At 62.3% G+C, this 25,102-nt stretch carries 27 protein-coding genes; 14 read left to right on the top strand and 13 right to left on the bottom strand.

Annotation, left to right across the window (positions count from 1 at the left end; translation table 11 throughout):
* Positions 1-6: 6 nt before the first annotated feature.
* Both rsmD and ACIQUB_RS09385 read right to left on the bottom strand, forming a co-directional pair.
* The gene (rsmD, locus tag ACIQUB_RS09390) at positions 7-567 is read right to left on the bottom strand and encodes a 16S rRNA (guanine(966)-N(2))-methyltransferase RsmD (RefSeq protein ID WP_018898585.1); all 561 of its coding nucleotides are present in this window, start codon (positions 565-567) and stop codon (positions 7-9) included.
* Positions 548-2,641: a pseudouridine synthase gene (locus ACIQUB_RS09385; protein WP_113239695.1), complete on the bottom strand. Its 2,094-nt coding sequence runs from the start codon at positions 2,639-2,641 to the stop codon at positions 548-550. Before ACIQUB_RS09385 ends, rsmD begins: the two co-directional genes overlap by 20 nt.
* An 89-nt stretch (positions 2,642-2,730) precedes the next feature.
* On the opposite strand from ACIQUB_RS09385, the gene ACIQUB_RS09380 reads away from it, so the two are divergent.
* Positions 2,731-3,162: a nucleoside deaminase gene (locus ACIQUB_RS09380; RefSeq protein ID WP_402929459.1), complete on the top strand. Its 432-nt coding sequence runs from the start codon at positions 2,731-2,733 to the stop codon at positions 3,160-3,162.
* Positions 3,163-3,427: 265 nt separating this feature from the next.
* On the opposite strand, the gene ACIQUB_RS09375 is transcribed toward ACIQUB_RS09380, so the two are convergent.
* Entirely contained in the window at positions 3,428-4,057 is a 630-nt protein-coding gene (locus ACIQUB_RS09375; protein WP_112944552.1) for a hypothetical protein, read from the bottom strand.
* A gap of 137 nt (positions 4,058-4,194) precedes the next feature.
* Positions 4,195-7,095, bottom strand: coding sequence for an isoleucine--tRNA ligase (gene ileS / locus ACIQUB_RS09370; protein ID WP_402929315.1), 2,901 nt, complete (start codon positions 7,093-7,095; stop codon positions 4,195-4,197).
* Between the two features lie 237 nt (positions 7,096-7,332).
* Between ileS and ACIQUB_RS09365 the strand changes: the two genes are divergently transcribed.
* Positions 7,333-7,818, top strand: a complete 486-nt coding sequence (locus tag ACIQUB_RS09365; protein WP_402929313.1) for an antitoxin Xre/MbcA/ParS toxin-binding domain-containing protein — start codon at positions 7,333-7,335, stop codon at positions 7,816-7,818.
* Between the two features lie 2 nt (positions 7,819-7,820).
* Positions 7,821-8,258 (top strand): RES family NAD+ phosphorylase, encoded by a 438-nt coding sequence (locus tag ACIQUB_RS09360; RefSeq protein ID WP_113238643.1) that lies wholly within the window; start codon positions 7,821-7,823, stop codon positions 8,256-8,258.
* 53 nt (positions 8,259-8,311) lie between these two features.
* On the opposite strand, the gene mctP is transcribed toward ACIQUB_RS09360, so the two are convergent.
* From mctP to chrA, 5 genes are all read right to left on the bottom strand, one after another.
* Entirely contained in the window at positions 8,312-9,787 is a 1,476-nt protein-coding gene (mctP, locus tag ACIQUB_RS09355) for a monocarboxylate uptake permease MctP (protein ID WP_402929311.1), read from the bottom strand.
* Positions 9,777-9,974 carry a DUF3311 domain-containing protein gene (locus tag ACIQUB_RS09350; protein ID WP_112944555.1) on the bottom strand — a complete coding sequence of 66 codons (198 nt, stop codon included), beginning with the start codon at positions 9,972-9,974 and terminating at the stop codon, positions 9,777-9,779. Before ACIQUB_RS09350 ends, mctP begins: the two co-directional genes overlap by 11 nt.
* Positions 9,975-10,144: 170 nt before the next feature.
* On the bottom strand, positions 10,145-11,131 hold the full coding sequence (locus ACIQUB_RS09345; protein ID WP_113238646.1) for a bifunctional riboflavin kinase/FAD synthetase: 987 nt from the start codon (positions 11,129-11,131) through the stop codon (positions 10,145-10,147).
* A gap of 59 nt (positions 11,132-11,190) precedes the next feature.
* Positions 11,191-12,039, bottom strand: coding sequence for a TIGR01459 family HAD-type hydrolase (locus ACIQUB_RS09340; RefSeq protein WP_113238642.1), 849 nt, complete (start codon positions 12,037-12,039; stop codon positions 11,191-11,193).
* A 118-nt stretch (positions 12,040-12,157) separates the two neighbouring features.
* The gene (chrA, locus tag ACIQUB_RS09335; RefSeq protein WP_402929308.1) at positions 12,158-13,579 is read right to left on the bottom strand and encodes a chromate efflux transporter; all 1,422 of its coding nucleotides are present in this window, start codon (positions 13,577-13,579) and stop codon (positions 12,158-12,160) included.
* A gap of 434 nt (positions 13,580-14,013) precedes the next feature.
* Between chrA and groES the strand changes: the two genes are divergently transcribed.
* From groES to ACIQUB_RS09320, 3 genes are all read left to right on the top strand, one after another.
* Positions 14,014-14,310: a co-chaperone GroES gene (gene groES / locus ACIQUB_RS09330; protein WP_018898571.1), complete on the top strand. Its 297-nt coding sequence runs from the start codon at positions 14,014-14,016 to the stop codon at positions 14,308-14,310.
* Positions 14,311-14,368: 58 nt separating this feature from the next.
* Positions 14,369-16,009 (top strand): chaperonin GroEL, encoded by a 1,641-nt coding sequence (groL, locus tag ACIQUB_RS09325; RefSeq protein WP_018898570.1) that lies wholly within the window; start codon positions 14,369-14,371, stop codon positions 16,007-16,009.
* Between the two features lie 677 nt (positions 16,010-16,686).
* Positions 16,687-17,133 carry a hypothetical protein gene (locus ACIQUB_RS09320; RefSeq protein ID WP_026283015.1) on the top strand — a complete coding sequence of 149 codons (447 nt, stop codon included), beginning with the start codon at positions 16,687-16,689 and terminating at the stop codon, positions 17,131-17,133.
* Between the two features lie 77 nt (positions 17,134-17,210).
* Here the strand turns inward: ACIQUB_RS09320 and ACIQUB_RS09315 are convergent, their stop codons facing one another.
* Positions 17,211-17,921: a glutathione binding-like protein gene (locus ACIQUB_RS09315; RefSeq protein WP_113238640.1), complete on the bottom strand. Its 711-nt coding sequence runs from the start codon at positions 17,919-17,921 to the stop codon at positions 17,211-17,213.
* Between the two features lie 220 nt (positions 17,922-18,141).
* Between ACIQUB_RS09315 and ACIQUB_RS09310 the strand changes: the two genes are divergently transcribed.
* Positions 18,142-18,588, top strand: a complete 447-nt coding sequence (locus ACIQUB_RS09310) for a DoxX family protein (protein ID WP_113238639.1) — start codon at positions 18,142-18,144, stop codon at positions 18,586-18,588.
* A gap of 89 nt (positions 18,589-18,677) precedes the next feature.
* On the opposite strand, the gene hisG is transcribed toward ACIQUB_RS09310, so the two are convergent.
* From hisG to hisS, 3 genes are all read right to left on the bottom strand, one after another.
* The gene (gene hisG, locus ACIQUB_RS09305; RefSeq protein WP_113238638.1) at positions 18,678-19,373 is read right to left on the bottom strand and encodes an ATP phosphoribosyltransferase; all 696 of its coding nucleotides are present in this window, start codon (positions 19,371-19,373) and stop codon (positions 18,678-18,680) included.
* Positions 19,373-20,491, bottom strand: a complete 1,119-nt coding sequence (locus ACIQUB_RS09300; RefSeq protein ID WP_113238637.1) for an ATP phosphoribosyltransferase regulatory subunit — start codon at positions 20,489-20,491, stop codon at positions 19,373-19,375. Before ACIQUB_RS09300 ends, hisG begins: the two co-directional genes overlap by 1 nt.
* A 180-nt stretch (positions 20,492-20,671) precedes the next feature.
* Entirely contained in the window at positions 20,672-22,192 is a 1,521-nt protein-coding gene (gene hisS, locus ACIQUB_RS09295; protein WP_113239221.1) for a histidine--tRNA ligase, read from the bottom strand.
* A 129-nt stretch (positions 22,193-22,321) separates the two neighbouring features.
* Between hisS and ACIQUB_RS09290 the strand changes: the two genes are divergently transcribed.
* The 7 genes from ACIQUB_RS09290 to ACIQUB_RS09260 all read left to right on the top strand — a co-directional run bounded on the left by ACIQUB_RS09290 (position 22,322) and on the right by ACIQUB_RS09260 (position 25,068).
* Positions 22,322-22,549 (top strand): DUF6290 family protein, encoded by a 228-nt coding sequence (locus ACIQUB_RS09290; RefSeq protein WP_402929302.1) that lies wholly within the window; start codon positions 22,322-22,324, stop codon positions 22,547-22,549.
* Positions 22,533-22,802 carry a type II toxin-antitoxin system RelE/ParE family toxin gene (locus ACIQUB_RS09285; protein ID WP_113239222.1) on the top strand — a complete coding sequence of 90 codons (270 nt, stop codon included), beginning with the start codon at positions 22,533-22,535 and terminating at the stop codon, positions 22,800-22,802. Before ACIQUB_RS09290 ends, ACIQUB_RS09285 begins: the two co-directional genes overlap by 17 nt.
* Before the next feature lie 10 nt (positions 22,803-22,812).
* On the top strand, positions 22,813-23,568 hold the full coding sequence (locus tag ACIQUB_RS09280) for a hypothetical protein (RefSeq protein WP_113239223.1): 756 nt from the start codon (positions 22,813-22,815) through the stop codon (positions 23,566-23,568).
* A gap of 65 nt (positions 23,569-23,633) precedes the next feature.
* On the top strand, positions 23,634-23,897 hold the full coding sequence (locus ACIQUB_RS09275; protein ID WP_113239224.1) for a BrnT family toxin: 264 nt from the start codon (positions 23,634-23,636) through the stop codon (positions 23,895-23,897).
* Positions 23,878-24,192, top strand: coding sequence for a BrnA antitoxin family protein (locus ACIQUB_RS09270; protein WP_113239225.1), 315 nt, complete (start codon positions 23,878-23,880; stop codon positions 24,190-24,192). Before ACIQUB_RS09275 ends, ACIQUB_RS09270 begins: the two co-directional genes overlap by 20 nt.
* A gap of 139 nt (positions 24,193-24,331) precedes the next feature.
* Positions 24,332-24,616, top strand: coding sequence for a hypothetical protein (locus ACIQUB_RS09265; protein WP_402929300.1), 285 nt, complete (start codon positions 24,332-24,334; stop codon positions 24,614-24,616).
* Between the two features lie 74 nt (positions 24,617-24,690).
* On the top strand, positions 24,691-25,068 hold the full coding sequence (locus ACIQUB_RS09260) for a DUF305 domain-containing protein (protein WP_113239227.1): 378 nt from the start codon (positions 24,691-24,693) through the stop codon (positions 25,066-25,068).
* The last annotated feature ends 34 nt before the right edge of the window (positions 25,069-25,102 follow it).

Here is a 25,102-nt window from a genome sequence, read left to right as displayed (position 1 = left end):
CGCTACCTACTCCGGCTGATAGCGGTAGAAATGCACCCTGGTATCGCCGAAAATCCGGCTTTCCAGGAACAGATAGGAAGGATCGACCGAAACGGCAACGTCGGCGCGCTCCTCGAGCACGGCAATCGCGCCCGGAAACAGCCAACCACCCTTGGCGGCCGCGGCCATCGCCTTTTCGCCGAGACCCTTGCCATAGGGCGGGTCGGCGAAGAGGAACTGGAACGGCTCGAGGTTGCCGACGCTCCCAAGATCGGTCGCGTCGCGCCTCAGGATGCGCGTCTTGCCGTGCAGGCCGAGCGCATCGATGTTTTCCCAGAGCAGGCCCCTGCCCTCGACGCTGTTTTCAACGAAGAGCGCATGGCGGCAGCCGCGCGAGACGGCTTCCAGACCGACGGCGCCGGTGCCTGCAAAGAGATCGAGTATCCGGGTGCCATCGACGCATTCCGGATAGGCATGGCTCAGAATATTGAACAGGCTCTCACGCGTCCGGTCGGCAGTCGGCCGGATGTCGTTGGATTTAGGCACGGCGAGCGACCGTCCGCGAAACTCACCGCCGACGATCCGCACCGCGTCCTATTCCCTTGCCCTTAGGTCCACCACGAGACGGCCCGCCCGAGGGCTTGCCACCGCCACCGGGACGATCGCCCGAAGGCTTGCCCGAAAAACTCTTCGCACCCGGCTTGGAGCCGCCAGGCTTGCCGCCAAAGCTCTTGCCGCGCGGCTTGTCGCCGAAGGGGCGATCACCCTGGGGACGTTCACCACGAGGCCGGTCGCCATATGAACGCTCGCCGGCCGGACGCTCGGAGCGAGCCTCGCCGGAGAAACGGTTGGCGCGGGGACGCTCGTCACCCTCTTCGCGCGGACGGCGCGGCTTGTCGCCGAACGGCCGGTCGCCGCGTGGCGGACGATCGCTGAAGGAACGGGGACGGTCGTCGCCGTCCTCGCGTGGCCTGCGGTCGCCGCGTGGCTTTCCTGCGAACGGGCGGTCGCCTGTCGGCCGGTCACCACGGGGAGGACGATCACCGAAAGGCCGATCGCCGCGTGGCTTGTCACCACGTGCAGGGCGGTCGCCGAAGGAGCGTGGACGGTCGCCATCCTCGCGCGGCTTGCGTTCGCCACGCGCCTTGTCGCCAAAGGGGCGGTCGCCGCGGGGTGGGCGATCACCATAAGGCCGGTCGCCACGCGCCGTGCGGTCGCCGCCGGAGCGGTCACCGCGATCACCGAAGGAGCGGTCGCCACGGGGACGGTCGCCGAACCCGCGATCGCCACGGTCGCCGCGCTTGCGGTCGTCGTCGCGGCTCACATCGCTGGAGCGGATCCATTCGCCCTCTTCATCGCGGGCGCGGTTGATCTGCACGCGCGGACCTTCGTCGTAGCTTGTCGGCTGCGGCTTGGAACGGCCAGGCTTTTCGCCACGGCGGAGCGCCGTCTGGGCGTTCTTCTCGGCCTTGGCGGCTGCCTTTTCGCCGAGCGGACGGGCGCCGGGCGCCATCCAGACATTGGCGTTGCGGCGGCTGCCGAGCGCGGGACGCTTCGGACCCTCGTCCTTGCGGTCGCCACCACGGCTTGGGCCACGGCCACCATCACGGTCGCGATCACCGCCACGGCGGTCGTCGCGCTTATCATCGCGCTTGGTGTCGAGGCGGCTCAGCGCGCGCTCGCGCTTGTCTTCCGGCTTCCACGAGCGCTCGCGGCGCTCGGGCTTGGCGTCGGTTTCTTCTTCCTCTGTCACGGCGGGCGCGTTGTAGATCGGCGCGTCGAAATTGGCCTTGGCGTCCTCGATCAAGCGCGGGCCGAGCTGGTCGCGCAGGGTGCGGCCACGCACTTCGATCACCGCCCGCTCGGGGATATCGCCGAGCTGGAACGGGCCGTAGGAGATGCGGATCAGACGGTTGACGTCAAGACCGAGCGCGCCGAGCACGTTCTTGATTTCGCGGTTCTTGCCTTCACGCAGACCCATGGTGAGCCAAACGTTGGAGCCCTGCACCTTGTCGAGCGTCGCTTCGATGGCGCCGTAGAGCACGCCGTCGACGGCGATACCGTCCTTCAGCTTGTCGAGCGCTTCCTGGTCGATCTCGCCGTGGGCGCGCACGCGGTAGCGGCGCAGCCAGCCTGTCGTCGGCAGTTCCAGCGCACGCGCCAGGCCGCCGTCGTTGGTCAAGAGCAGCAGGCCTTCGGTGTTGATATCGAGACGGCCGATCGACATGACGCGCGGCAGATCGTCCGGCAGGTTGTCGAATACGGTCGGGCGGCCTTCCGGGTCGGCGTTGGTTGTCACCAGGCCGGCGGGCTTGTGGTAGAGCCACAGGCGGGTGCGCTCGATGCCGCGGATCGGCATGCCATCGACTTCGATCTTGTCGGTCAGCGTGACGTTGACGACAGGCGTATCCAGCGGCTTGCCGTTCAGCGTGACGCGGCCATCGAGGATCATGCGCTCGATATCGCGACGCGAGGCAACGCCGGCGCGCGCCATCACCTTGGAGATGCGTTCCGCCTTGCTGTCGCTCGTCACGTCGGACACGGCATCCGCCTTGTCAGCCGATTTTGCGAACTTCCTTGCGGGCTTCTCGCCCGATTTCGCGCCGGTATCGCGCGGGGATGGCTTGCCACCCGGCCGTTTTGGCTTGTCTTTGAATGTCATTTGTTGTTTGCCTGCCTTTTGGGGCCTTCTATCAGTTCGCGCCCCTGCGGTTAAGTGGAAATTGTCGGATCGTGAAGACAAATCAATTTATGGAGCTGGCGCTTGAGGAGGCGCGTGCCGCGGGCGCGCGCGGCGAGGTGCCGATCGGCGCGGTCGTCGTCCTCGACGGCACCGTGATTGCCTCATCCGGCAACCGCACCCGCGAGCTCAACGACATCACCGCGCACGCCGAAGTCGCCGCCATCCGCATGGCTTGCGAGGCCCTTGGCCAAGAGCGACTGACGGGTGCTGATCTCTACGTGACGCTGGAACCCTGCACGATGTGCGCGGCGGCGATCTCGTTCGCGCGTATCCGCCGGCTCTATTATGGGGCCGAGGATCCGAAGGGTGGCGGGGTGGACAGCGGGGTGCGGTTTTACGCGCAGCCGACGTGTCATCATGCGCCGGAGGTGTATTCCGGGATGAGCGAGGTGCAGGCGGCGGAGATCCTGCGGGCGTTCTTTCAGGGGAAGCGGGATTAGGCGCGCTTCGCGCGCTCAGGGGAGGCTTTGCCGTGGGGTACCCCCCTCTGCCCTGCCGGGCATCTCCCCCACAGGTGGGGAGATTGGATGGGCGCAGCCGCTCGCTCCGACCTCAGTGTTTGGCGTAGACCTTACCCGCGAGTCGATCTCCCCCCTTGTGGGGGAGATGTCCGGCAGGACAGAGGGAGGTGCCAAGCGGAACCACGCCAGCATCAGTGCCGAAACAAAACTAAGAAAGCGGGGAATTAACCCTCGCCCCGAAACCTTACTGCAGCAGGTTCCACCACTGCTTGCCGGAGCCGGCGACTGCGGCTTCCTTTTTCTTCTTCTTCATCTTCTTCAGCTCAGGCTCGCCGAGATCGTCGAGCTTGGTGGGATCGTCGACCTGGCGGTATTCGGTCGGCGGGTCGGAAATGTAGCGGCGCTGGTCGATATAGGCGCCCTTCTGGATGGCGCGGGCTTCGCGGAAGGCCTTGGCCTGAGCTTCCGTCGTGCGACGGCCGCCTTCGACCTCGTTGTTGGCGAGCGGCGACTGGTAGCCGGACTTGTCGCTGTTCTCGTCGGCTTCCTTGACGAGGCGGGCGCGGGTTTCCTCAGGCGATTCGACCCACTGCGGATTGTCCTTGCTGGCGATCGATTGCTGCGGCGCGACCAGGTTTTCCTTGTCGCCTGCCTTCGGAACCACGAGGCCAGGACGCGGATTGTACTTCACGCCCTTGTTCTTGGGCTCGGTGCCGGTCAGCGAGGTGGATTGGCCCAGGTCATCGGTCAGCTGCTCGAATGCCGTCTTGTCCGTGCCGTAGCGGGGGCCGCTCGTGCAGCTCGACATCATCGCAGTGCCTGCCATCGCAACAGTCAGGCATGCGCCCAAACGGAACCAACGCTTCGATAACATGAAAACCCTTCCAGCCATGCCGGTGCAGTCAATGCTCAACCGGACATCCTCCCCGTGACGGAAAAATCCGGCCAATTTCAGGCAGCTTTTACCGGATGAACCGCGATTGCGCAATTCATCCGGTAACTTTCTTCGGTTTATGCCGCAAGTTCGCGCAATGCCGCAGCATCGCGGGCGGAAACGTCGGGATACTCGGGATCCGAGCCGACATCCGTCGTGATCCGCCACGAGCGGGCGCACTTCTCACCTTCCGCAAGCTTCGGCTCGACGCTCACGCCGGCTACTTCGGGAAGGCGGAACGCGTCGGACGGGCCTTCATTGCCTTCGACGACGATGCCCGAGGTGATGCAGATCTCCTCGAAGTCCTGGCCTTCAAGCGCCTTCAGGAGCTCGGCATCGGCGATATGCACGACTGGAGCTGCTTCCAGCGAGGAGCCGATGCGCTTGTCCTTGCGCTCGATCTCAAGCGCGCCGGTGACGACCGTGCGGACCGCGCGGATCTTCTTCCACTTCTCAGCCAGTGCTTCGTTCTTCCAGTTACCAGGAATTTCGGGGAACTGCTCGAGGTGGACGGAGACGGCACCGGGGTTGCGCGACAGCCATGCCTCTTCGGTCGTGAAGGGCAGCATCGGGGCCAGCCAGGTCACCATGCAATCGAAGATGTTGCGGATGACATGCAAAGAGGCGCGGCGGCGAAGGCTCGACGGCGCATCGCAATAGAGCGCATCCTTGCGGACGTCGAAGTAGAAGGCCGAGAGCTCGACATTGGCGAAGTCGATCAGCGCGCGGGCGATCTTCTTGAAATCGAACGCGTCGTAATTCTCGCGCACCAGCTGGTCGAGCTCGGCCAGGCGATGAAGCATCAGCCGCTCCAGCTCCGGCATCTCGGAGACTTCGAAGGTCTCGCCCTTGTCGTGCGCCAGCGTGCCGAGCATCCAGCGGATGGTGTTGCGCAGCTTGCGGTAGGCGTCGACATTGGTCTGGATGATCGTCTTGCCGACGCGCAGGTCGTCGGCGTAGTCGGAGGTCATGACCCAGAGGCGCAGGATGTCGGCGCCGGCATCCTTCATGATCTCTTGCGGAGAGGTGACGTTGCCCTTCGACTTCGACATCTTTTCGCCCTTCTCGTCCATGGTGAAGCCATGGGTAAGAACGGCGTTATAGGGCGCGCGGCCACGGGTCGCGGCCGATTCCAAGAGCGCCGAGTGGAACCAGCCGCGATGCTGGTCGGAGCCTTCGAGATAGAGATCGGCCGGCCACTTGAGATCGGGGCGGTCTTCGAGCGTGAAGGTATGGGTCGAGCCACTGTCGAACCAGACATCGAGGATGTCCATGACCTGGGTCCACTTGGCGTGGTCGTGACCGTTGCCGAGGAAGCGATCCTTGGCGCCTTCGGCGAACCAGGCATCGGCGCCCTCGACGTCGAAGGCTTCGAGGATGCGATTGTTGACCTCTTCGTCCTGCAGGACGTTGCCGTCCTCATCGGCGAAGACGCAGATCGGAACGCCCCATGCTCTCTGACGTGAAAGCACCCAGTCAGGACGCTGCTCGATCATGGCGCGCAGGCGGTTCTGGCCGGCGGCGGGTACGAAACGGGTGTCGTCAATGGCGTTCAGCGCACGGGTGCGCAGCGTCGTGCCGTCCTTGAGGTCCTTGTCCATATAGACGAACCACTGCGGCGTGTTGCGGAAGATGATCGGCTTCTTGGAGCGCCAGGAATGCGGATAGGAATGCTTCAGGCGGCCACGGGCAAACAGCGCGTTGCGCTCGATCAGCGTCTTGATGACGCGCTCGTTGGCATCGCCCTTCTTGCCGTTGTCGTCCATGACGCGTGCGCCCTCGAAGCCGGGGGCATCAGCGGTATAGGTGCCGCTGTCGTCGACCGGGAATGGGATGCGGGTGTCGATACCCTTGGCTTCCAGCTCCTTGGCGGAGGACATCCAGGCCTCGAAGTCCTCGCGGCCATGCGACGGGGCGGTGTGGACAAAGCCGGTACCGGCGTCATCGGTGACGTGGTCGCCGGCGAGAAGCGGCACGAGGAATTCGTAACCGCCGCCGAGGCCCTTGAGGGGGTGGGCAGCGGTGATCGATGCCATTTCATCGGCAGAGAGGCCGCGCAGGCGCTTGAAGGTGAGCTTGGCCTTCTTTGCGGACTCTTCGGCCAGCGCGTCAGCGAAGATCAGCTTCTCGCCAGACTGTGGCCCGAAGTCGTTTTCAGCAGCCGTGATCTCATAAAGACCGTAGGCGACCTTCGGCGAGTAGGCGATGGCGCGGTTGCCGGGGATCGTCCACGGCGTTGTCGTCCAGATGACGACATGGGCATCGGCCAGCTCGCCGGCGCCACCCACGACCGGGAACTTCACCCAGATCATGTCGCTCTCGACGTCGTGGTATTCGACCTCGGCTTCTGCCAGCGCCGTGCGCTCGACCACTGACCACATGATCGGCTTCGAGCCGCGGTAGAGCTGGCCGCTCATAGCGATCTTCAACAGTTCGCCGGCGATGCGGCTTTCGGCGTGGAAGTTCATCGTCAGGTACGGATTGTCGAAATCGCCCTCGATGCCCAAGCGCTTGAACTCGTCGCCCTGGATCTTGATCCACTTTTCAGCGTAAGCGCGGCATTCCTTGCGGAACTCGATCATCGCGTCGGCCTGCTTGAGGTCGGGCTTCGCCTTGCCCTTGGCGCGGTAGTTTTCTTCCTCGATCTTCCACTCGATCGGAAGGCCGTGGCAATCCCAGCCGGGAACGTAGTTGGCATCGAAACCGCGCATCTGGAACGAGCGGTTGATGACGTCCTTGAGGATCTTGTTCAGCGCGTGGCCGATGTGGATGTTGCCGTTGGCATAGGGAGGGCCGTCGTGGAGGACGAATTTCTCGCGGCCGGCGGCAGACGCGCGCAGCTTCTTGTAGAGGCCCATCTCCTGCCAGCGGGCAACGGTCTCCGGCTCCTTCTGCGGCAGGCCGGCGCGCATCGGGAAATCGGTTTCGGGGAGATAGAGGGTCTTGGAGTAATCGATCTTTTCGGCTGTATCGGTCATGTCTGGCAATCGTCTCTTCTAGCGATCGTGCTTTACGCCTCGCAAACGGGCGCAACGGACTTGGAAATATCGTGGCGGCGGAAGCGCTCTGAGGTCGAGCGCCGAAAACCCGGACCTTCCGGCCGCTTAGCGCGCGCGGAAGGCCGGGCCGATAATTCGTATCGTGATCGCCAGCCGGAATGTGTTCATCGCGCCGGTTCATAGGCGCTTTTGGCGGGAAAAGGAAGAGGAGATCGATTGCCAGAAGCCGCCATTTGCAGTCTGGCCATTTGCGCTTATATTTATGGGCAACTGGCACAGGAGGCTTCGATGGTGGCGACAAAGGCGGCCGAGCAGGACGCCATGACAATCCAAGAGCGGCTGAAGATCGCTTCGCGCGGCCAAGTGCGCGTCTATGACGGGTCGTCGGTGTTCGACCTCACCCAACTCGGCTTCAGCATGGATGAAATCTATCGCCTCGTCGCACCGCGCCGAACGCTCACGAGACGGATAGGAAGTCATCAGCCACTCACCGTCGAAGAGAATGACAGCGCGCTGCGGCTGGTGCGGATCATGACGATGGCGGAGCGCGTCTTCGGTGATCCCGAAATTGCGCGCAGATGGCTCCGCAAGCCCAATCGCGGAATGCAGGGCATCGTCCCGATCGACCTTTTGGAATCGGAGACCGGAGCTCTTCTGGTCGAGCAGGCTCTGCATCAGATCGACTTTGGGATCTACATCTGACGATGATCCTGTGGCGAATTTCCAATTATGCAGATCTATCCGGACGCGGCGGTCTCGTCGCTCCCGGCCGTTGGCACAATCTTGGAACGCCTGTCGTCTATTGCTGTGACCACCCATCAACGGCCTTGCTTGAAATTCTGGTTCAGATCGATGTCAGCCAGCTTCCCCGGGATTTTCAGCTACTGAAGATCACTTGCCCCGACGATATCGCGATCACCGACGTCGACGCTGACGACGTGGACCTCAACGATGTCAATCGGACGCGGATGACCGGCGACCGTCTTCTTCAGGATCAGAGCGTTTGCCTCATCAGGGTCACCTCGGCCCTCATGCCCGAGGCACGCAACCTGCTGATCAATCCATCGCATCCCAGAGCCGGCGAGATCGTTATCGAAGACGTGAAGCGATATCCGTTCGACAGCCGTCTGCTCCGTGACTGATGTCGTAGGAGGAAGGCCACGGCGTCACCCGCAGCCCTCCCCTCTCGTCCCTCTCAAGCCCGCGCCACAGCCTTGCCCGGCGCGACAGCATTCACCACCACCGCGACGATGATGTTCACCGCCAGCGCCAGCAACGCGATGTAGATGGTGAACGAAGTCTCGCCCATCGTCACCGGCTGCAGCGGCTTCAGGCCGTTGATCCAGACCAGCAGCGTGCCGCCGAAGAAGCCGACGAACCAGCCGGCGAGAAGGCCGGGCGCACGGAACCAGTTGGTGTAGAGGCCGAAGACCAGGGCCGGCAGCGTCTGCAGGATCCAGATGCCGCCGAGGAGCTGAAGGTCCAGGGCGAACTGGGTCGGGAGGAAGATAATGACCAGCAGGGCGCCGACCTTGACGACCAGCGAGGTCATCTTCGCGACCTTTGCTTCGCCCGCATCCGTCACCTGGGGGTTTACATAGGCTTTCCAGAAGTTGCGGGTGAAGAGATTGGCGGCGCCGATACTCATCACCGCCGCCGGCACCAGCGCGCCGATGGCGATGGCCGCGAAGGCGAAGCCGGCGAACCAGCTGGGGAAGAGCGTCTGGAACAGCGCCGGCACCACGTCATTGGCGCTGTCGAGCTTGAGGCCGGCGGCGTGGCCCATGTAGCCGAGCAGCGCCAAGAGGCCGAGCAGCAGCGTATAGGCCGGCAGCAGCACCGCGTTCTTGCGGATGGTGTTGCCGCTGTTGGAAGCGAAGATGCCGGTCAGCGTGTGCGGATACATGAAGGCCGCGAGTGCCGAGCCGAGCGCCAGCGTTGCATAGGCCACATACTGGTTGGAACCAAGCAGCAGGCTGCCGGAGCCCTTGGCCTGGAAGGCCGCGTCGGCGGAAGCGAAGACATTGGCGTAACCGCCAAGCTTCGAGGGGATCAGCGCCACGGCCGCGATCACCACGATATAGATCATGATGTCCTTGACGAAGGCGATCAGCGCCGGAGCCCTGAGACCCGCCGAATAGGTGTAAAGCGCAAGCACGATGAAGGCGATGGCGAGCGGCACCTCGCCATGCAGGCCGAGCGCCTTCAGCGCCGCCGTCATGCCGACGAGTTGCAGGGCGATATAGGGCATGGTGGCGATGACGCCGGTGGCCGCCACCGCGAGCTCCAGCCCGCGCGAGCCATATTGGCCATGGACGACGTCGCCCGCCGTGACATAGCCGAAGTCCCGCGCCCGCTTCCAGAGCACCGGCATGACCATGAAGACAAAGGGGTAGACCACGATCGTATAGGGCAGCGCGAAGAAGCCGTAAGCGCCGACGGTATAAACGAGCGCCGGAACGGCGATGACGGTGTAGGCGGTATAGAAATCACCGCCAACCAGGAACCAGGTAATCCAGGTGCCGAAGGAGCGGCCGCCGAGGCCCCATTCGTCGATATGCGCCATGGTTTCGGGCCGGCGCCAGCGTGAGGCGACGAAGCCCATGACGGTGACGAGGACGAAGAAGAAAATAAAGACGCTGAGCGCCGTGACGTTGAGATCAGTCGTCATTGCGCATGCTCCGATAGGCGATCCAGGTCAGGAAGGCGGTGATCGGCACCCAGAGGAGCTGATACCAGTAGAAGAAGGGGAAGCCGAAGATCACTGGATCGTGGAAATTGTAGAAGGGGACCCAGAGCAGCCCGATATAGGGAATGATGAGCAGCCAGCAGGCCGCCGTTCCAAATCTTTTGTCCATGAGGAGAGTGCCTTTCGCGGATCGGGCGCGGCTTATCCGCGTCTTATCAGATAGATGAGATATGCCAGCCGGCTCGCTCGGCAAGCATCCCTGCCGCGAAAAAGACACAGTTTCGCAATGCTGGCGCCCGACGCCGCCATGCTATGGATGCTGAGTTCAGTGGGGAAGCGTTACGCCAGGCCGCAGAGCTTGCGGTCGAGTTCGCTGATCGGCTGCATGCCTGACAGGACCGCCCTCGCCTCTTCCTTGTCGCGGTTCATCTGCTCGACCAGCGGATCCAGGCCGTCGAACTTCAGCTCCGGGCGTAGGTAGGAGAAGAAGGAGACGGAACAGATCTGGCCGTAGAGATCGCCGGAGAAGTCGAAGACGAAGGTTTCGAGCAACGGCGCGCCGTTATCGGTCACGGTCGGGCGGCGGCCGTAGCTGGCTACCGCGTCGTGCATCGACCCATCCTCGAAGCGGAAGCGGACAGCGTAGATGCCGGGCTTCAACTCGACCTCGGCCGGCAGGCGCATGTTGGCCGTCGGGAAGCCCAGCTGGCGGCCGAGCTTTTCGCCGCCGATCACCTCGGATTCGACCGTGTAGTGATAACCGAGCAGGCCGGCGACCTCGCTGACTTCACCCTCCTTCAGCAACGCGCGGATACGGCTGGAAGAGACCACGTCGGCGTTCTCGTCGCGGAAGGTGTCGATCAGGGTGACGCCGAAGCCGTATTTATTGCCGGCGTCCATGAGGAAGGCCGGGCCACCCTCGCGGCCACGGCCGAAATGGAAATCGACGCCGGTCACGACCTCGGATGCGCCGAGCCAATCCTTGAGGATCGAATGGATGAAATCATCGGCCGAGCGCTGCGAGAAGGCGCGGTCGAACGGGTATTCGATGACCGCGCCGAAGCCCATGGCCTCGAGAATGCGGGCGCGCAGCGGCGCGGGCGTCAGGCGGAAGACCGGTGTCTGCGGGTTGAAGACCGTGCGCGGATGCGGCTCGAAGGTGAGCACGAGAGCCGGAACGCCGCGCGCGCCAGCGATCTCCAGCGCGCGTTCCAGTACCGACTGATGACCGCGATGGACACCGTCGAAATTGCCGATGGCGACCACGCCACCGTGCAGGTGATCGGGCAAGGGCTCTCGGGTTTCGTTGCGGTGGAAGACGGTCATCGGGGCAGACTTTACTGATGCTTCGGGCTTAGGCAAGGCGGCTTCAGGCGCGAGGAGGCTCAGGCCAGTCGCGGCATCCACCACTTCGGCGTTGCCTTCTCGCGTTCGAGATAGGCGGTGAGGATCGCCTCGTCTGTCTCGCCGTTCAGCGTGTATTCGGCCGCGTGGATGCCGCCGCTGATATAGAGAAGATCGAGACCGTAATCGAGAGCGCCGCGCACATCCGTCGGCATGCCGTCGCCGATCGCCAGGATGCGGTCCATCTTGAGGTCGCCACGCATTTCGCGGGCGACCGAGAGCACGGCGTCATAGATCGGCTTGTGCGGCTTGCCGGCGATGCGGGTCTTGCCGCCGAGCTGATCGTAATAGGCGGCCATGGCGCCGGCGCAGGGGATCATCTTGTGGCCGCGCTCGACGATCAGGTCGGGATTGGCGCAGATCAGCGGCACGTCGCGGGCCTGGAAGGCCTTGAGCATGTCGGTGTAGTCCTCGGGCGTCTCGGTCTCGTCATCGAAGAAGCCGGTGCAGACGACGCAATCGGCCTCCTCTTCGGAAACGCGGGTGACGCCGATGCCTTCGATGATGGCGATGTCGCGATCCGGGCCGAGCAGGAAGACCTTCTTCGGGCCCTCGGCGATCAGGCCACGGGTAACATCGCCGGAGGTGACGATGCGATCATAGGCTTCGTCCTGGATGCCGATGTTGCGGAGCTGATCAACGACGAGCGGCGCGATGCGCGGCGAGTTGGTGATCAGAACGACCGTGAGACCAGCCTCGCGCGCGGCCTGCAGGGCTGCGGCGGCCTTCGGGAAGGGCGAGACGCCGTTGTGCAAAACGCCCCACACATCGCAGAACACCGCATCATAGTGGCTGGTGATTTCTGCGAAATTCTCGATGCGCTGCGCCATTTCAAAGTCCCGGTTTTCATTCGATGAGGGCTGACATGACAAAGGCCTGCCGGGATGGCAAGAAATTTTGCAATGCAGAACGATGAAATTCTTGCGACCCGGTGCGCTCCGGAGACCTTCAGAGCAGCAGTTCGGCACCCTTGATGGCAAGGCCGGCAGCAGCGCAAAGCCCCAGCACCTTGACCATGCCCATCTTCACGTAGAACAGGAGGACGGACGCGATCACGAAGATCGCCAGCGCGGCGATATCGATCGTGGCCCATTGCGGCCAGGCGAGACTGACGATGGGAAGGCCAGCACCACGTGACAGAAGTGCGATCCGGCCGACCTCGGCGAAGAGCACATGCAGGCCGAACCAGAGAGACAGATTGAGGATGACGCCGACGACGGCTGATGTGATGGCGGACAGTGCCGCCGACAGAGCGGCATTGTCGCGCAGCTTTTCGACGAAGGGTGCGCCGGCGAAGATCCAGACGAAGCTCGGCACGAAAGTGGCCCAGGCAACCAGCGTGGCGCCGAGCGCGCCGCCCATCAGCGGCGCCATAAAGAGCGGATTGCGGAAGCCGGCAAGAAAGCCGACGAAACAGAGGACGAGCACCAGCGGGCCGGGCGTGGTCTCGGCCAGCGCCAGGCCATCCAGCATCTCGCCCGGCTGCAGCCAGGCATAATGGCCGACAGCGACCTGCGCGACATAGGTAAGCACCGCATAGGCGCCGCCGAAAGTGATGACGGCCATCTTGGAGAAGAAGATGAAGAGCGCGCCGAAGACATTGGTCTCGCCGCTGAGCGCCTCGGCGATGAGATCGGATGGCGCATGCAGATTGCGGACGAGTAGCAACGGTGCCTGCCAGATCAGGATCCAGAAGACGAGAACAAGGAGCGGTCGGGCGATGGCGTGGGTCGTAAACGTGGGCAGGCGGCGGGGCGATTGCGACTTGGCTTGCATCTCTTCGGCCTGCGCGTGGCGGCGGGAATAGCGGTGCAGAGCGAAACCCGTGAGGCCGGCGAGGATGACGACGATGGGGAACGGCGCATTCAGCATGAACAGCGCCAAGAAGGATGCGCCGGCAATATAATAGTGCGCGCGGGTTTTCAGCGCGCGGCGGGCAAGGCGCAGCAGCGCTTCGACGACGACAGCAAGCACGGCGGCCTTGAGGCCGAAGAACAGGGCTGGAAGCCAACTCGTCTCCTGGAAGACGGCGTAGAGGGCGGAGAGCCCCAGCATGACCACGAAGCCCGGCAGGATGAAAAGCAGGCCGGCGAGGATGCCGCCACGCACGCCGTGCATCAGCCAGCCGATATAGGTGGCAAACTGCTGCGCCTCGGGGCCTGGCAAAAGCATGCAATAGTTCAGCGCGTGCAGAAAGCGATCCTCGGAGATCCAGCGCTTCTCGTCGACGATGGTTCGGTGCATCAGGGCGATCTGGCCGGCGGGGCCGCCGAAGCTCAGACAGCCGATCCTGGCCCAGACGCGGACGGCTTCGCCAAACGGCACCGATGCCACGCTGTCATCCGCCATCACCGCTCCGTCCACGCTCATATATATCCACCCCTTTGCCGACCTCTGCCGGCTGTCCCCTGTCGCTCGATATCATCCGCATCGGGGCTGGACAATCCCGGCCCGCTGGCACGACCGGGACCACACCTCCTGTTGGCATTTCGCAAATTCCGGACACGGGTTTATGACAATGCCGGGCCATGATTTCCGCGCTTGGGAGACAAGCGCTGTCCCTGCCCTTTCCGGCATTAACCATCGAAGCGTTTTCATGCCCCCTACAGATAGCCGGCAGGTTCACAACTTTGCCATCAAACGGCTATAGACACGGGGCGTCGGAAAATTACGACAGCTTCCCTTGACTCCCCAGATGGCCGCTCCTAAATGCAAGTCGCTAGCACTCACCAGAGGAGAGTGCTAACACCCATCCGTGTGGGCCATACCGGCCTGCGAGTGTCATTTGATCGAGGGATTAGACAATGGCAAGCACCAACTTCCGCCCCCTTCACGATCGCGTCGTTGTTCGCCGCGTTGAGTCCGAAGAAAAGACCAAGGGCGGCATCATCATTCCTGACACCGCCAAGGAAAAGCCGCAGGAAGGCGAAATCGTCGCCGTCGGCACCGGCGCTCGTGACGAGTCCGGCAAGGTCGTCGCTCTCGACGTCAAGGCTGGCGACCGCGTTCTGTTCGGCAAGTGGTCCGGCACCGAAGTCAAGATCAACGGCGAAGACCTTCTGATCATGAAGGAAGCCGACATCATGGGCATCATCGGCTAATCAGCCGGTTTCCCACTTCATCCCAATTCGCTGACACCCCTTTTCAGGAGTTCTCAAAATGGCAGCTAAAGAAGTAAAGTTCGGCCGCTCTGCGCGCGAAAAGATGCTGCGCGGCGTCGACATCCTCGCTGACGCAGTGCAGGTAACCCTCGGCCCGAAGGGTCGTAACGTCGTTATCGACAAGTCCTTCGGCGCTCCGCGCATCACCAAGGACGGTGTATCGGTCGCCAAGGAAATCGAACTCGAAGACAAGTTCGAAAACATGGGCGCCCAGATGGTCCGCGAAGTTGCTTCGAAGACCAACGACATCGCCGGCGACGGCACCACGACGGCAACGGTTCTCGCCCGCGCTATCGTTCGCGAAGGCGCCAAGGCCGTTGCTGCCGGCATGAACCCGATGGACCTGAAGCGCGGTATCGACCTCGCTGTTGCAGAAGTCGTCAAGGACCTGCAGGCCAAGGCAAAGAAGATCTCCACCTCGGCTGAAGTTGCCCAGGTCGGCACGATCTCCGCAAACGGCGACAAGCAGGTCGGTGACGACATTGCTGAAGCCATGCAGAAGGTCGGCAACGAAGGTGTTATCACCGTCGAAGAAGCCAAGACCGCTGAAACCGAACTCGAAGTCGTCGAAGGCATGCAGTTCGACCGCGGCTACCTGTCGCCTTACTTCGTCACCAACCCGGAAAAGATGGTCGCCGACCTCGACGACGCTTACATTCTCCTCCACGAGAAGAAGCTCTCGAACCTGCAGGCGATGCTCCCGGTTCTCGAAGCCGTCGTTCAGACCGGCAAGCCGCTCCTCATCATCGCTGAAGACGTCGAAGGCGAAGCTCTTGCGACCCTCGTCGTCAACAAGCTGCGTGGCGGCCTCAAGATCGCTGCCGTCAAGGCTCCTGGCTTCGGCGACCGCCGTAAGGCCATGCTGGAAGACATCGCCATCCTCACGGGCGGCACTGTCATCTCCGAAGACCTCGGCATCAAGCTGGAATCCGTAACGCTCGACATGCTCGGCCGTTCGAAGAAGGTTTCGATCTCCAAGGAAAACACGACGATCGTCGACGGCGCTGGCGCCAAGTCCGACATCGAAGGCCGCGTTGCGCAGATCAAGGCTCAGATCGAAGAAACCTCTTCCGATTATGACCGCGAAAAGCTGCAGGAACGTCTTGCCAAGCTCGCTGGCGGCGTTGCCGTCATCCGCGTTGGCGGCTCCACGGAAATCGAAGTCAAGGAACGCAAGGACCGCATCGACGACGCTCTGAACGCAACGCGCGCTGCTGTTCAGGAAGGTATCGTACCTGGTGGTGGCGTTGCCCTGCTCCGTTCGGCTTCCAAGATCACCGCAAAGGGTGCAAACGACGACCAGGAAGCTGGCGTCAACATCATCCGTCGCGCTCTGCAGTCCCTGGTTCGCCAGATCTCCGAGAACGCTGGTGACGAAGCATCGATCGTTGTTGGCAAGATCCTCGAGAAGAACGAAGACAACTACGGCTACAACGCCCAGACGTCTGAATATGGCGACATGATTGCCATGGGCATCGTCGACCCGGTCAAGGTTGTTCGTACGGCTCTGCAGAACGCAGCTTCGGTTGCTTCGCTGCTGATCACCACGGAAGCCATGATCGCCGAGCTGCCGAAGAAGGACGCTCCTGCCGGCATGCCTGGCGGCATGGGCGGAATGGGCGGCATGGACATGATGTAAGACCTTCGGGTCTTATGTCTGAGCCAACCGGTTCAGTTACGGAAGGGCGGCCCTCGGGTCGCCCTTTTCGTTTTGTGATTCGCACTCACATTCGCGCGCGGAATTTTTCAACCGTGTGATGAAACGTATAATCATACAAATGGAGAGCCGCTGCGCTTGGCGAGGCTTTCCTGAGGCTTGCTTTACGGGCGATTTTTACCGAGGGGTCAAATTCCCGTAACAATCGAATTTTCGAGCCCATGGTTGCCGTCAAAGGCAGCAAATGCCCGCAACTCCATCAATTTCGCATTATTTAGCAGTGTTTTTATCAACCTTTCCGCTATTTCTGGTCGGTGATGACTGGGTGCGAGGATCCGTCTGCGTGTTAAAAACCGTTGCCGTTTCTGCAAAAAAACTTATAGATTCGCGCTGTGTTCGGCGCTTGGTTCAGGCGCACTTGTCGCTGCATCGCCAACACCGCTCAGAATTGCATTGACGCATGGACCGAGTTTCTTATCCTGAATTAAATTAGAAGTTGCATATTTTGGAAAGGCTGGGCAGAGTGGGCTCAACTTACGGAGCGACCGCTCGAAACGCTATTTTCCGGCCACCGAGCATGAAGCCCGGCGTCGACTGAATCTGTGATGTTTGCCGGGTGTGCAGCACGGGAGAACGCTGCGCCCAAACTGGGGAACAATGTGTTTAAAATAACAAAAACCAACGCATCCGCACCGCTGATGCGCGGATCGCTGGAACTCAACGACAACAATCCCGACATGCTTGCTCAGCTCTCGATATCGGAAAGCTGGGTCGGCGACTTTTCCAGCGGCGTGATCCGCCTTCAGGAACGCAGCGCCCGGCTTCATGGCCTGAGCGTACCCGAATGCGGCTTGCTCAGCCTGATGCGCTGTTATGATCCGAAAGATCGCGGCCGCATCGTTCAGATTTTCGAACAGGCCGCGGCGCTATCCTCGTCCTTCTGTTTTTCGACCACGATCATCATGCCAAACGGCTACCGCCAGCCGCTGTTCTGCATGGGTGAATCGAACGGCTACGAAGAAGAAGGCAATGGCAGCATGATCGGCATGTTCATCTTCCCACGCATCGAAGCTGACACGAACAAGGCCGCCATTCGCCGCCAGTAAAACTTACTGTTGTCACGGAAAAAGCCGGCCCAGTGGGCCGGCTTTTGACGTATGGGCACGGCGTTTGCGGCGAGGGCTCAGGCCGGGCGGGCGGGGATATTCAGGCCCTTTTCGCTGGCCGGACGCGCGATGCAGCGCTTGAGCCAGTCCATAACCGCCGGGAATTTGTCGTATTCCAGGAGCTCGCGGCCACCATAAAAGACATCGGCGCCGCGCACCCACGGGAACGTGGTGATATCGGCGATGCTATAGGTGTCACCCATGATCCACTGGCGGCCCTGCAGGCGCTCTTCCAGAACGCCGAGGAGGCGCTTGGACTCGTTACGATAACGCTCCACCGGATAGGAATTGTTGGCGACCTTATCGGCGGCGAACTTGTGGAAGTGGCCGAACTGGCCGAACATCGGCCCGATGCCGCCCATCTGGAAGAATACCCACTGGAGCGTTTCGTAGCGACCGGCAGCATCCGCTGGGATGAGCTTGCCGGTCTTTTCGGCGAGATAGACGAGGATCGCTCCGGATTCGAACAGGCCGATCGGCTTTCCATCAGGGCCATTGGGATCGATGATCGCCGGAATGCGGCCATTCGGATTGAGCGACATGAACTCCGGAGATTTCTGGTCGTTGGTCCCAAACGAGATCAGATGAGGCTCATAGGGCAGAGCGAGCTCCTCAAGCGCGATCGAGACTTTCACGCCGTTCGGCGTCGGCAGCGAATAGAGCTGGATGATATCGGGGTTGCTCGCCGGCCAGCGTTTGGTGATCGGGAATGCGGAAAGGTCTGCCATCTGAAGTCTCCATTTGCGGGTCGCTGACCGACCATAGAAGAGCGCGCGGCGCCATGGCAAGCCGACATGATACATGATTGTCGTTCACTATTGCTGAACGAACTGTCCGCTCCCGTCTATCTTTCCATGACGACCAAAAAGGAGGAGAAACGGTTCATACGAGATCGACAACCGTGCCGGGGGCACACCGGTCTCAACACATTCAACCGGAGACAGTTCCATGTCGAATACCCAGAACATTGTCATTCTCGTCGCCCGCATCCTCCTCTCCTTCATCTTCATCTACTCGGGCTTCGGCAAGCTGACCGACCCGGCAAGCACCGCCGGCATGATCACCGGCGCCGGCCTGCCTGCAGCCACCGCCCTTGCCTACCTCGCCGGCCTGTTCGAACTCGTCACCGGTCTTGCCGTTCTCGTCGGCTTCCAGACGAAGATCGTCGGCTGGGCGCTGGCCGCATTCTGCGTCTTCACCGGTCTCGTCTTCCACTCCGGCACCGTTGCCGTTCCCGGCTGGCCGGATGCCGCTCTCGGCTGGATCAACGCTCTCAACGGCATCATGCTGATGAAGAACTTCACGCTGGCTGGCGCCTACATCCTGCTCGCGACCTTTGGCCCGGGCCTCTACTCGATCGACGCCCGCCGTGGCGCCCTGCCGGTCGCTGCATAATCGGCACCGCGTAAGCCTCCCAAGCATGAAAAGCCCGCCGTCAGGTCATCTGGCGGCGGGCTTTTTCGTGATTGGTACGACGATAGATATCAGAGTGCGGCGCGGACGGCTTCGATCAGGCGCGCAACGGAAGGCTCGTCGACATGGCTTTGCTTGCGGGCGCGCACCAGGCAGGCCTCGGAGCGCAGGATGACGCCATCCGACAGGATCTTCAGGTGATTGGCGCGCAGCGTCGAGCCCGTCGAGGTGATATCGACGATGATATCGGCCGAGCCCGATGCCGGTGCTCCCTCGGTAGCGCCTAGGCTCTCGACGATGCGATAGAGCTGGATGCCGTGCTGGCGCGAGAAGAACTGCTGCGTCAGCCGCCAGTATTTGGTGGCGATCGTCAAACGGCGGCCGTGGCGGGCACGGAAATCGGTGGCGACATCGCCGAGATCGGCCATGCTGTCGACATCGAGCCAGATCTCCGGCACGGCGACGATGACATCCGCGTGGCCGAAGCCGAGGCGGGCGCAGAATTCGACGCGCTTGTCGGCTTCCGCCAGGCCTTCGCGGATCAGGTCTTCACCGGTGACGCCGAAATCGACGGTGCCGTTGCCGAGCTCCTTCGAGATCTCGGAGGCCGAGAGGAAGGCGACCTCGACATCGTCCCAGCCTTCGACACGGCCGCGATAGGAGCGGTCGTTGCCGACAGCCGTGATCTTCATGCCGGCCTTCTCAAAGATGGCCGAGGCATCGTCCTTCATCCGGCCCTTGGAGGGCAGCGCGATGGTGATAGTCATCAGGCGGCCCTTTCCGTTTCGATGCGATCCAGCCACAGCGAGAAGCCGACGGCCGGGATGCGCTCCTTGGCGCCGAGCAGGGTCATCAGCTTGTCGAAGCGGCCGCCACCGGCAAGCACGGCATCGGAGCCCTCGACGCCGATCTCGAAGACGAGGCCGGTGTAGTAGTCCAGCGGGCGGCCGAAAGCGGCGCGATAATCGATCAACGAGAGATCGACGCCGGCATTGGCGAGTGCCGCGACGCGGCCATCGAAGCGCGACAGGGCGTTGCCGAGCTTGAGGCCGGCGGCATCGGCGAAGCCGGAGAGTGCCGCCGAGGCATTGATCAGCGGCACGTTGAGCGACAGGAACTCTTGGAGCACAAGGAACGCCGCGTCATCGAGCCGGGTCTCCGACAGGATCAGCTTTTCCTTCAGCCTGCGGGCGATATCCTGCGGCGAGCGGCTGGCATTGGTGGAATAGCCCGTCGCCTGCATGGTGGCGTCGATATGGGCGACCAGCGCCTCTTCGTCGTCGGCGCCAAGGAGGCGGGCGATATCATCGCTGAGGCCGGTGACGAATTGCGGGCTGACGAGGCTGGCGAGCAGCGCTTCGAGATGGGTGGTGTCGCCAAAGGCATGGATCAGCCGCTTCTGCCAGCCGAGCGGCAGGCCGAGCGCTTGGACGACGGCTTCGAAGACGGCCTGATCGCCAAGCGTGACGGCCAGTTTCTTGCCCGGCAGCAGGCGCGACAGCACGCCGGCCGCATCGCCGATGGCGCGGGCGTCGGCGCTCGGGATGTTGATATCGCCGAGATCCTCGATGCCTGCCTGATAGAACTCGTTGCCGCCTTCGCGGCGCTGGCGGAAGACCTCGCCGAGATAGGCGTAACGCTTCGGCGTGCCCATGGCGCTTTCGATATGGCGCAGGCAGACGGGAATGGTGAATTCCGGGCGCAGACACAGGCTGGCGCCGGTTTCGCTCTCGGTCATGAAGATGCGGCGGCGAAGGTCTTCGCCGGCGATGTCGAGGAACGGCTCGGCCGGTTGGATGACCGGGGTGTCGACACGCTCGGTGCGGCGGGCGGCGAATTCGGCGAGCAGGTCTTCGCAGAAAGCTGGGAGGTTGATCAGGGGCATGGGGTTGGTGTCTCCGGGGTTACCCCCCTCTGTCCTGCCGGACATCTCCCCCACAAGGGGGGAGATCGATGTGTTGCGCGGCTTGCGCCAAACAGTGAATGTGGAGCGAGCGGATGAACCTGGCCGATCTCCCCCCTTGTGGGGGAGATGTCCGGCAGGACAGAGGGGGGTATTCCCCGCTCAAACATCAGAGGCTCGCTTGCGATCTTCCGCCTGCGCCGCCAGGATTTCCTTCACCTTGGCGACCAGATCGGCCTCCTTGACGGTCTCCTGCGCGACACGGGCTTCGCGCCACGAGGCGTTGTCCTCGATCTCGCCCGAGAGGCGCTTGCCCTCGATCAGATCCTTGATCTGCACGACGCCCTCGGCACGCTCATCGCCACCCTGGATGATGGCGACGGGGCAGCCTCTGCGGTCGGCGTATTTCAGCTGGTTGCCGAACTTCTTCCAGTTGCCCTGGTACATTTCGGCGCGGATGCCTGCCGCACGCAGTTCCTGCGTGATGCGCTGGTAGCGGCCCATGGCCTCTACATCGCCATCCATGACGGTGACGAGGACGGGTTCGACGACTTCGCTCTGGCCGAGCTTGCCGAGGTTCTTCAGCGCCGTCATCAGGCGCGAGACGCCGATGGAGAAGCCCGTGGCCGGAACCGGCTGGCCCATGAAGCGGGAAACCAGACCATCATAACGACCGCCACCGCCGACGGAGCCGAAGACGACCTTTTCGCCCTTTTCGTTGGTGACGTCGAACAGAAGCTCGGCTTCGTAGACCGGGCCGGTGTAGTATTCGAGGCCGCGGACGACGGAGGGGTCGATTTTGATGCGGTCTGACTGATAGCCGGCGCCGGTGACGAGACCGCCGATCAGGTTCAGTTCCTCGACACCTTCAGCACCCTTCGAGGTGCCCGCGACGAGTTCCGCCAACTGGGCGGCGCTTTCGGCGTAGTCCTTGATGCCGACGAAGAAGAGAACCTTGTCGATCTGACCCTGGTCGAGCCCGGCACCCTTGGTGAAATCGCCCGACTCGTCCTTGCGGCCGGGGCCGAGCAGGAGGGCCACGCCCTCGGGGCCGAATTTGTCGAGCTTGTCGATGGCGCGCAGCACGTTCAAACGCTGGGCGGCCTTGTCGTCGCCGCCGAGACCGATCGCTTCCAGAACGCCGTCGAGAACCTTCCGGTTGTTGACGCGGATAACATAGTCGCCGCGCTTGATGCCGAGGGCTTCCAGCGTATCGGCCATCATCATGCACATCTCGGCATCGGCCTGCACGCCGGGTGCGCCGACCGTGTCGGCGTCGAACTGCATGAACTGGCGGAAGCGGCCGGGGCCGGGCTTTTCGTTGCGGAACACATAGCCGGCGCGGTAGGTGCGGTAGGGCAGCTGGATGTCGTTGAAGCTCTCCGCGACATGGCGGGCGAGCGGCGCCGTCAGGTCGTAGCGCAGCGACATCCACTGCTCGTCGTCATCCTGCAGCGAAAAGACGCCTTCGTTCGGACGATCGGCATCGGGCAGGAACTTGCCTAGCGCATCGGTGTATTCGAAGAGCGGCGTTTCGACAGGATCGAAACCATAATGCTCATAGACTTCGCGGATCTTCGCGGTCATCTCATTGACGGCGCGAATATCGGCCGCCGAACGATCGACGAAGCCGCGGGGAAGTCTGGCCTTGAGCTTTTGTGGTTTCTTCTGCTTGTCGTTCATTTCCAACGTCTTCCGCTCAGTGTGACAGTGGCGGTTTCCTAGCGGAAAGGGCCGGATGCGGCAAGTGTCGGCGTCTGGCGAAGTGTGCGATCCGATGGTATATCTCCATCACCTGAAGGGATCATCGCCATGAACAAGCGCGTCACGATCGAAATGCCGGATGAGATGATGAAGCTCGTCGAGGAATATGCGGCCGAAGCGGGCGCTGCGCCGGACGCCTATGTGCGCGACGTGATCGGACAACACCTCGAGGATCTGCACGACATCGCGCTCGCCGAGGCGGCAATGGAGCGCATTCGCAAGGGAGAAGACCAGGTCATAAGCTCCGAGGAGTTCTGGCGTGGCATGGACGATTGAGTACACGATCTCCGTCCAGAAATACACCAGGAAGCTCGATCCGGTCATTCGCAGGCGTATCCGGCAATTCTTGGACGAGCGCCTTGTCACTCACGAAAGTCCGCGCGACCTCGGCAAGGCCTTGAAGGGCCATGCACTTGGCAGCTATTGGCGCTATGAGGTCGGCGACTACCGCATCATCTGCGATATTCAGGACCAGAAGCTAATCGTGCTCGTGGTCGAAATCGGCCATCGCCGGGACATTTATCGCTGAAAGCAACATAGTGATCGCAGAAGCCCTCCTCTACGCCGCCACTCTCCCCTTCACCAGCAAGCCGCACCGCAAATACATCCGCTACTCCGTCAATCTCTGGTCGCGCGCCAACCGTTGCAGCCGGCAATGGGCGGAGCATGAAACGAATACGAGGCGGGCGATCCTTGCGGCGATAGCGGGCTGCAAGCAGCGGCGGACGGCCGTGGTGCTGGGGTCCGGCTTGCTGCGCGACGTGCCGATCAAGGAGCTGGCGGCCAGCTTCGATACTGTCGTTCTGATCGATCTCGTTCATGTCGCGACGGTGAGGATGAAGATGCGCCGCAAGGCTTATCGCAATGTCCGGCTGATCGAGCGCGATCTCTCGGGCTATGACGCGCTTGCTGCCGGCGAACAGCCGGAGCCGCTGGGGTTCCTGCGCAATGTGCCCTATCTCGATCTCGTGGTTTCGGCCAATCTGCTCTCGCAGATCGGGCGTGGGGCGCAGCGGCGGTTCGAGGCCGAGCGGGAGCGGATGCCTGAGGGTACGGTGGAACAGCTGATCGCAGCGCATCTTTCCGGCCTGTCGCGCATGCCGTTCAAGAGCTGCCTTGTCACCGATGTCTCCTATGCGGTGATCGATCGCAACGGAAAGACCCATGAAGAGGCCGACCTGATGCACGGGGTCGCGGTGCCGGACGCGCGGGCGGCGTGGGCTTGGCCGGTGGTGCCGATAGGCGAGGAAAGCCCGGATTACCAGGTGATCCATCAGGTGATTGCGGCCTGGTGAATTGCAAGATATCGTGATGCAATCAAAGATTTATTGTATCACTTTTATTTTGCGATATCGTATCGATGAAGATCGTTTGGGATGAGCCGAAACGGCTTGCCAACCTCGACAAGCATGGGCTCGACTTCGCCGATCTCGACGAAGTGTTCTTTCTCGGCGCCATATTGCGGCCGGCCAAGCGCGGGCGCTTGATCGCGATCGGGCGCTTTGCGGATGGCTCGATCGCCGTCGTGTTCGCGGTGCTGGGCTCGGAGGGCATTTCCGTTATCTCGATGCGCCCGGCGCGCAAAAGCGAGAGGAGGCTGCTGGATGACGCCGAAGAAGACTGAGTTGCAGATCGATTTCAAGGAAGGCCGCGGTTACACCAAGGACGACTGGGATGAGGTCAGCGACAACCCCGAATGGACCGAAGAGGACTTCAAGAAGGCGCGGCCCTTTGCCGAGGTTTTCCCCGAGTTTGCCGAGAGCATCCGGCGTTCGCGCGGGCGGCCGGCGGTGGAGAGCCCGAAGCGGCAGATATCGTTGAGGCTCGACCCCGATGTGATCGATGCGTTCAAGGCGACCGGCAAGGGGTGGCAGGGGCGGATCAACGATGCGTTACGCAAGGCCGCCAAGCTCGATTAGCGCCGCGCGATGTCTTGGCAGCGGTGGCGCGCTTGCTTATGTTTGACCGATGCGGCTTTTCTCTATCGCGACGATGATGCTGGCGTGGCTAACCTACGGAACGATGTTCGCGTGGGCGGGGTGTCCAATGTGCGCGTCGATGAGCCAGCCCGCCGCTGTCGATATGGCTGCCGGCAAGCCGCACCATCATATGCCAGATATGGAGATGGGCGATGCCGTCAAGGGCTCAGTGCCGGCGAAGAACCCGTGTGCCGCCGGCAGCATGGGGCATATGCCGCTCTGTTCCGCCTGTCTGGTCGTGCCGGTCGACGTGATCGTTCATGCCGATGGCAAGCAGGTGTTTTCCTATCCCTCGCCGGCAATCGCGCTTGCTTTTCCCGGCGCGCGGCCGGCGCCACAGGCCCCCCCTCCCCGGCTGGGCTGACAATCAAGACCCTGAGAAACGCGGCACGATCAGCCGCATCGGACTTTCATTGCCAGACTGAGGAAGGAAATCCCATGTCTCTGAAACTACTCGCTCTCGCCACTGGTCTCATCGCCGGCCTCTCGTTCATAGCTCTTCCGGCCGGCGCGGAAGACAAGCCGATGGATATGGACATGAGCATGCCGATGGGCGACCACAGCCCGTCAAGCCATGCCTTTTCCGAGGCCAACAACAAGATGCACAAGGACATGATGATCGAATATAGCGGCGACGCCGATATCGACTTCGTGCGCGGAATGATCGCCCATCACCAGGGGGCGATCGACATGGCCAAGGTGGAGCTGCAATACGGGAAGGATCCCGAGATGCGCAAGCTGGCGGAGGGCGTGATCAAGGCGCAGGAAGCCGAGATCACAGAGATGCAGGCCTGGCTGAAGGCGCACGCCAAGTAGGCGAACTATCCGACGATAGACTGGACGCCGGCTT

This window comes from Rhizobium sp. NPDC090275 (assembly GCF_044772225.1).
Taxonomy (GTDB): Bacteria; Pseudomonadota; Alphaproteobacteria; order Rhizobiales; family Rhizobiaceae; genus Rhizobium.
Note: the sequence above shows the minus strand (reverse complement) of the source record. Positions and strands in the feature narration are given on the sequence as shown.

Coding starts and splice junctions, on each gene's coding strand:
- ACIQUB_RS09260 (WP_113239227.1), top strand. CDS start 24,691: ATGTCTCTGAAACTACTCGCTCTCGCCACTGGTCTCATCGCCGGCCTC.
- ACIQUB_RS09350 (WP_112944555.1), bottom strand. CDS start 9,974: ATGGACAAAAGATTTGGAACGGCGGCCTGCTGGCTGCTCATCATTCCC.
- ACIQUB_RS09315 (WP_113238640.1), bottom strand. CDS start 17,921: ATGGCAGACCTTTCCGCATTCCCGATCACCAAACGCTGGCCGGCGAGC.
- ACIQUB_RS09375 (WP_112944552.1), bottom strand. CDS start 4,057: ATGTTATCGAAGCGTTGGTTCCGTTTGGGCGCATGCCTGACTGTTGCG.
- ACIQUB_RS09265 (WP_402929300.1), top strand. CDS start 24,332: ATGAGCCAGCCCGCCGCTGTCGATATGGCTGCCGGCAAGCCGCACCAT.
- ACIQUB_RS09275 (WP_113239224.1), top strand. CDS start 23,634: ATGAAGATCGTTTGGGATGAGCCGAAACGGCTTGCCAACCTCGACAAG.
- ACIQUB_RS09270 (WP_113239225.1), top strand. CDS start 23,878: ATGACGCCGAAGAAGACTGAGTTGCAGATCGATTTCAAGGAAGGCCGC.
- ACIQUB_RS09300 (WP_113238637.1), bottom strand. CDS start 20,491: ATGCCCCTGATCAACCTCCCAGCTTTCTGCGAAGACCTGCTCGCCGAA.
- hisG (WP_113238638.1), bottom strand. CDS start 19,373: ATGACTATCACCATCGCGCTGCCCTCCAAGGGCCGGATGAAGGACGAT.
- mctP (WP_402929311.1), bottom strand. CDS start 9,787: ATGACGACTGATCTCAACGTCACGGCGCTCAGCGTCTTTATTTTCTTC.
- ileS (WP_402929315.1), bottom strand. CDS start 7,095: ATGACCGATACAGCCGAAAAGATCGATTACTCCAAGACCCTCTATCTC.
- chrA (WP_402929308.1), bottom strand. CDS start 13,579: ATGAGCGTGGACGGAGCGGTGATGGCGGATGACAGCGTGGCATCGGTG.
- ACIQUB_RS09385 (WP_113239695.1), bottom strand. CDS start 2,641: ATGACATTCAAAGACAAGCCAAAACGGCCGGGTGGCAAGCCATCCCCG.
- groL (WP_018898570.1), top strand. CDS start 14,369: ATGGCAGCTAAAGAAGTAAAGTTCGGCCGCTCTGCGCGCGAAAAGATG.
- ACIQUB_RS09345 (WP_113238646.1), bottom strand. CDS start 11,131: ATGACCGTCTTCCACCGCAACGAAACCCGAGAGCCCTTGCCCGATCAC.
- ACIQUB_RS09380 (WP_402929459.1), top strand. CDS start 2,731: ATGGAGCTGGCGCTTGAGGAGGCGCGTGCCGCGGGCGCGCGCGGCGAG.
- ACIQUB_RS09340 (WP_113238642.1), bottom strand. CDS start 12,039: ATGGCGCAGCGCATCGAGAATTTCGCAGAAATCACCAGCCACTATGAT.
- hisS (WP_113239221.1), bottom strand. CDS start 22,192: ATGAACGACAAGCAGAAGAAACCACAAAAGCTCAAGGCCAGACTTCCC.
- ACIQUB_RS09310 (WP_113238639.1), top strand. CDS start 18,142: ATGTCGAATACCCAGAACATTGTCATTCTCGTCGCCCGCATCCTCCTC.
- groES (WP_018898571.1), top strand. CDS start 14,014: ATGGCAAGCACCAACTTCCGCCCCCTTCACGATCGCGTCGTTGTTCGC.
- ACIQUB_RS09360 (WP_113238643.1), top strand. CDS start 7,821: ATGATCCTGTGGCGAATTTCCAATTATGCAGATCTATCCGGACGCGGC.
- ACIQUB_RS09290 (WP_402929302.1), top strand. CDS start 22,322: ATGAACAAGCGCGTCACGATCGAAATGCCGGATGAGATGATGAAGCTC.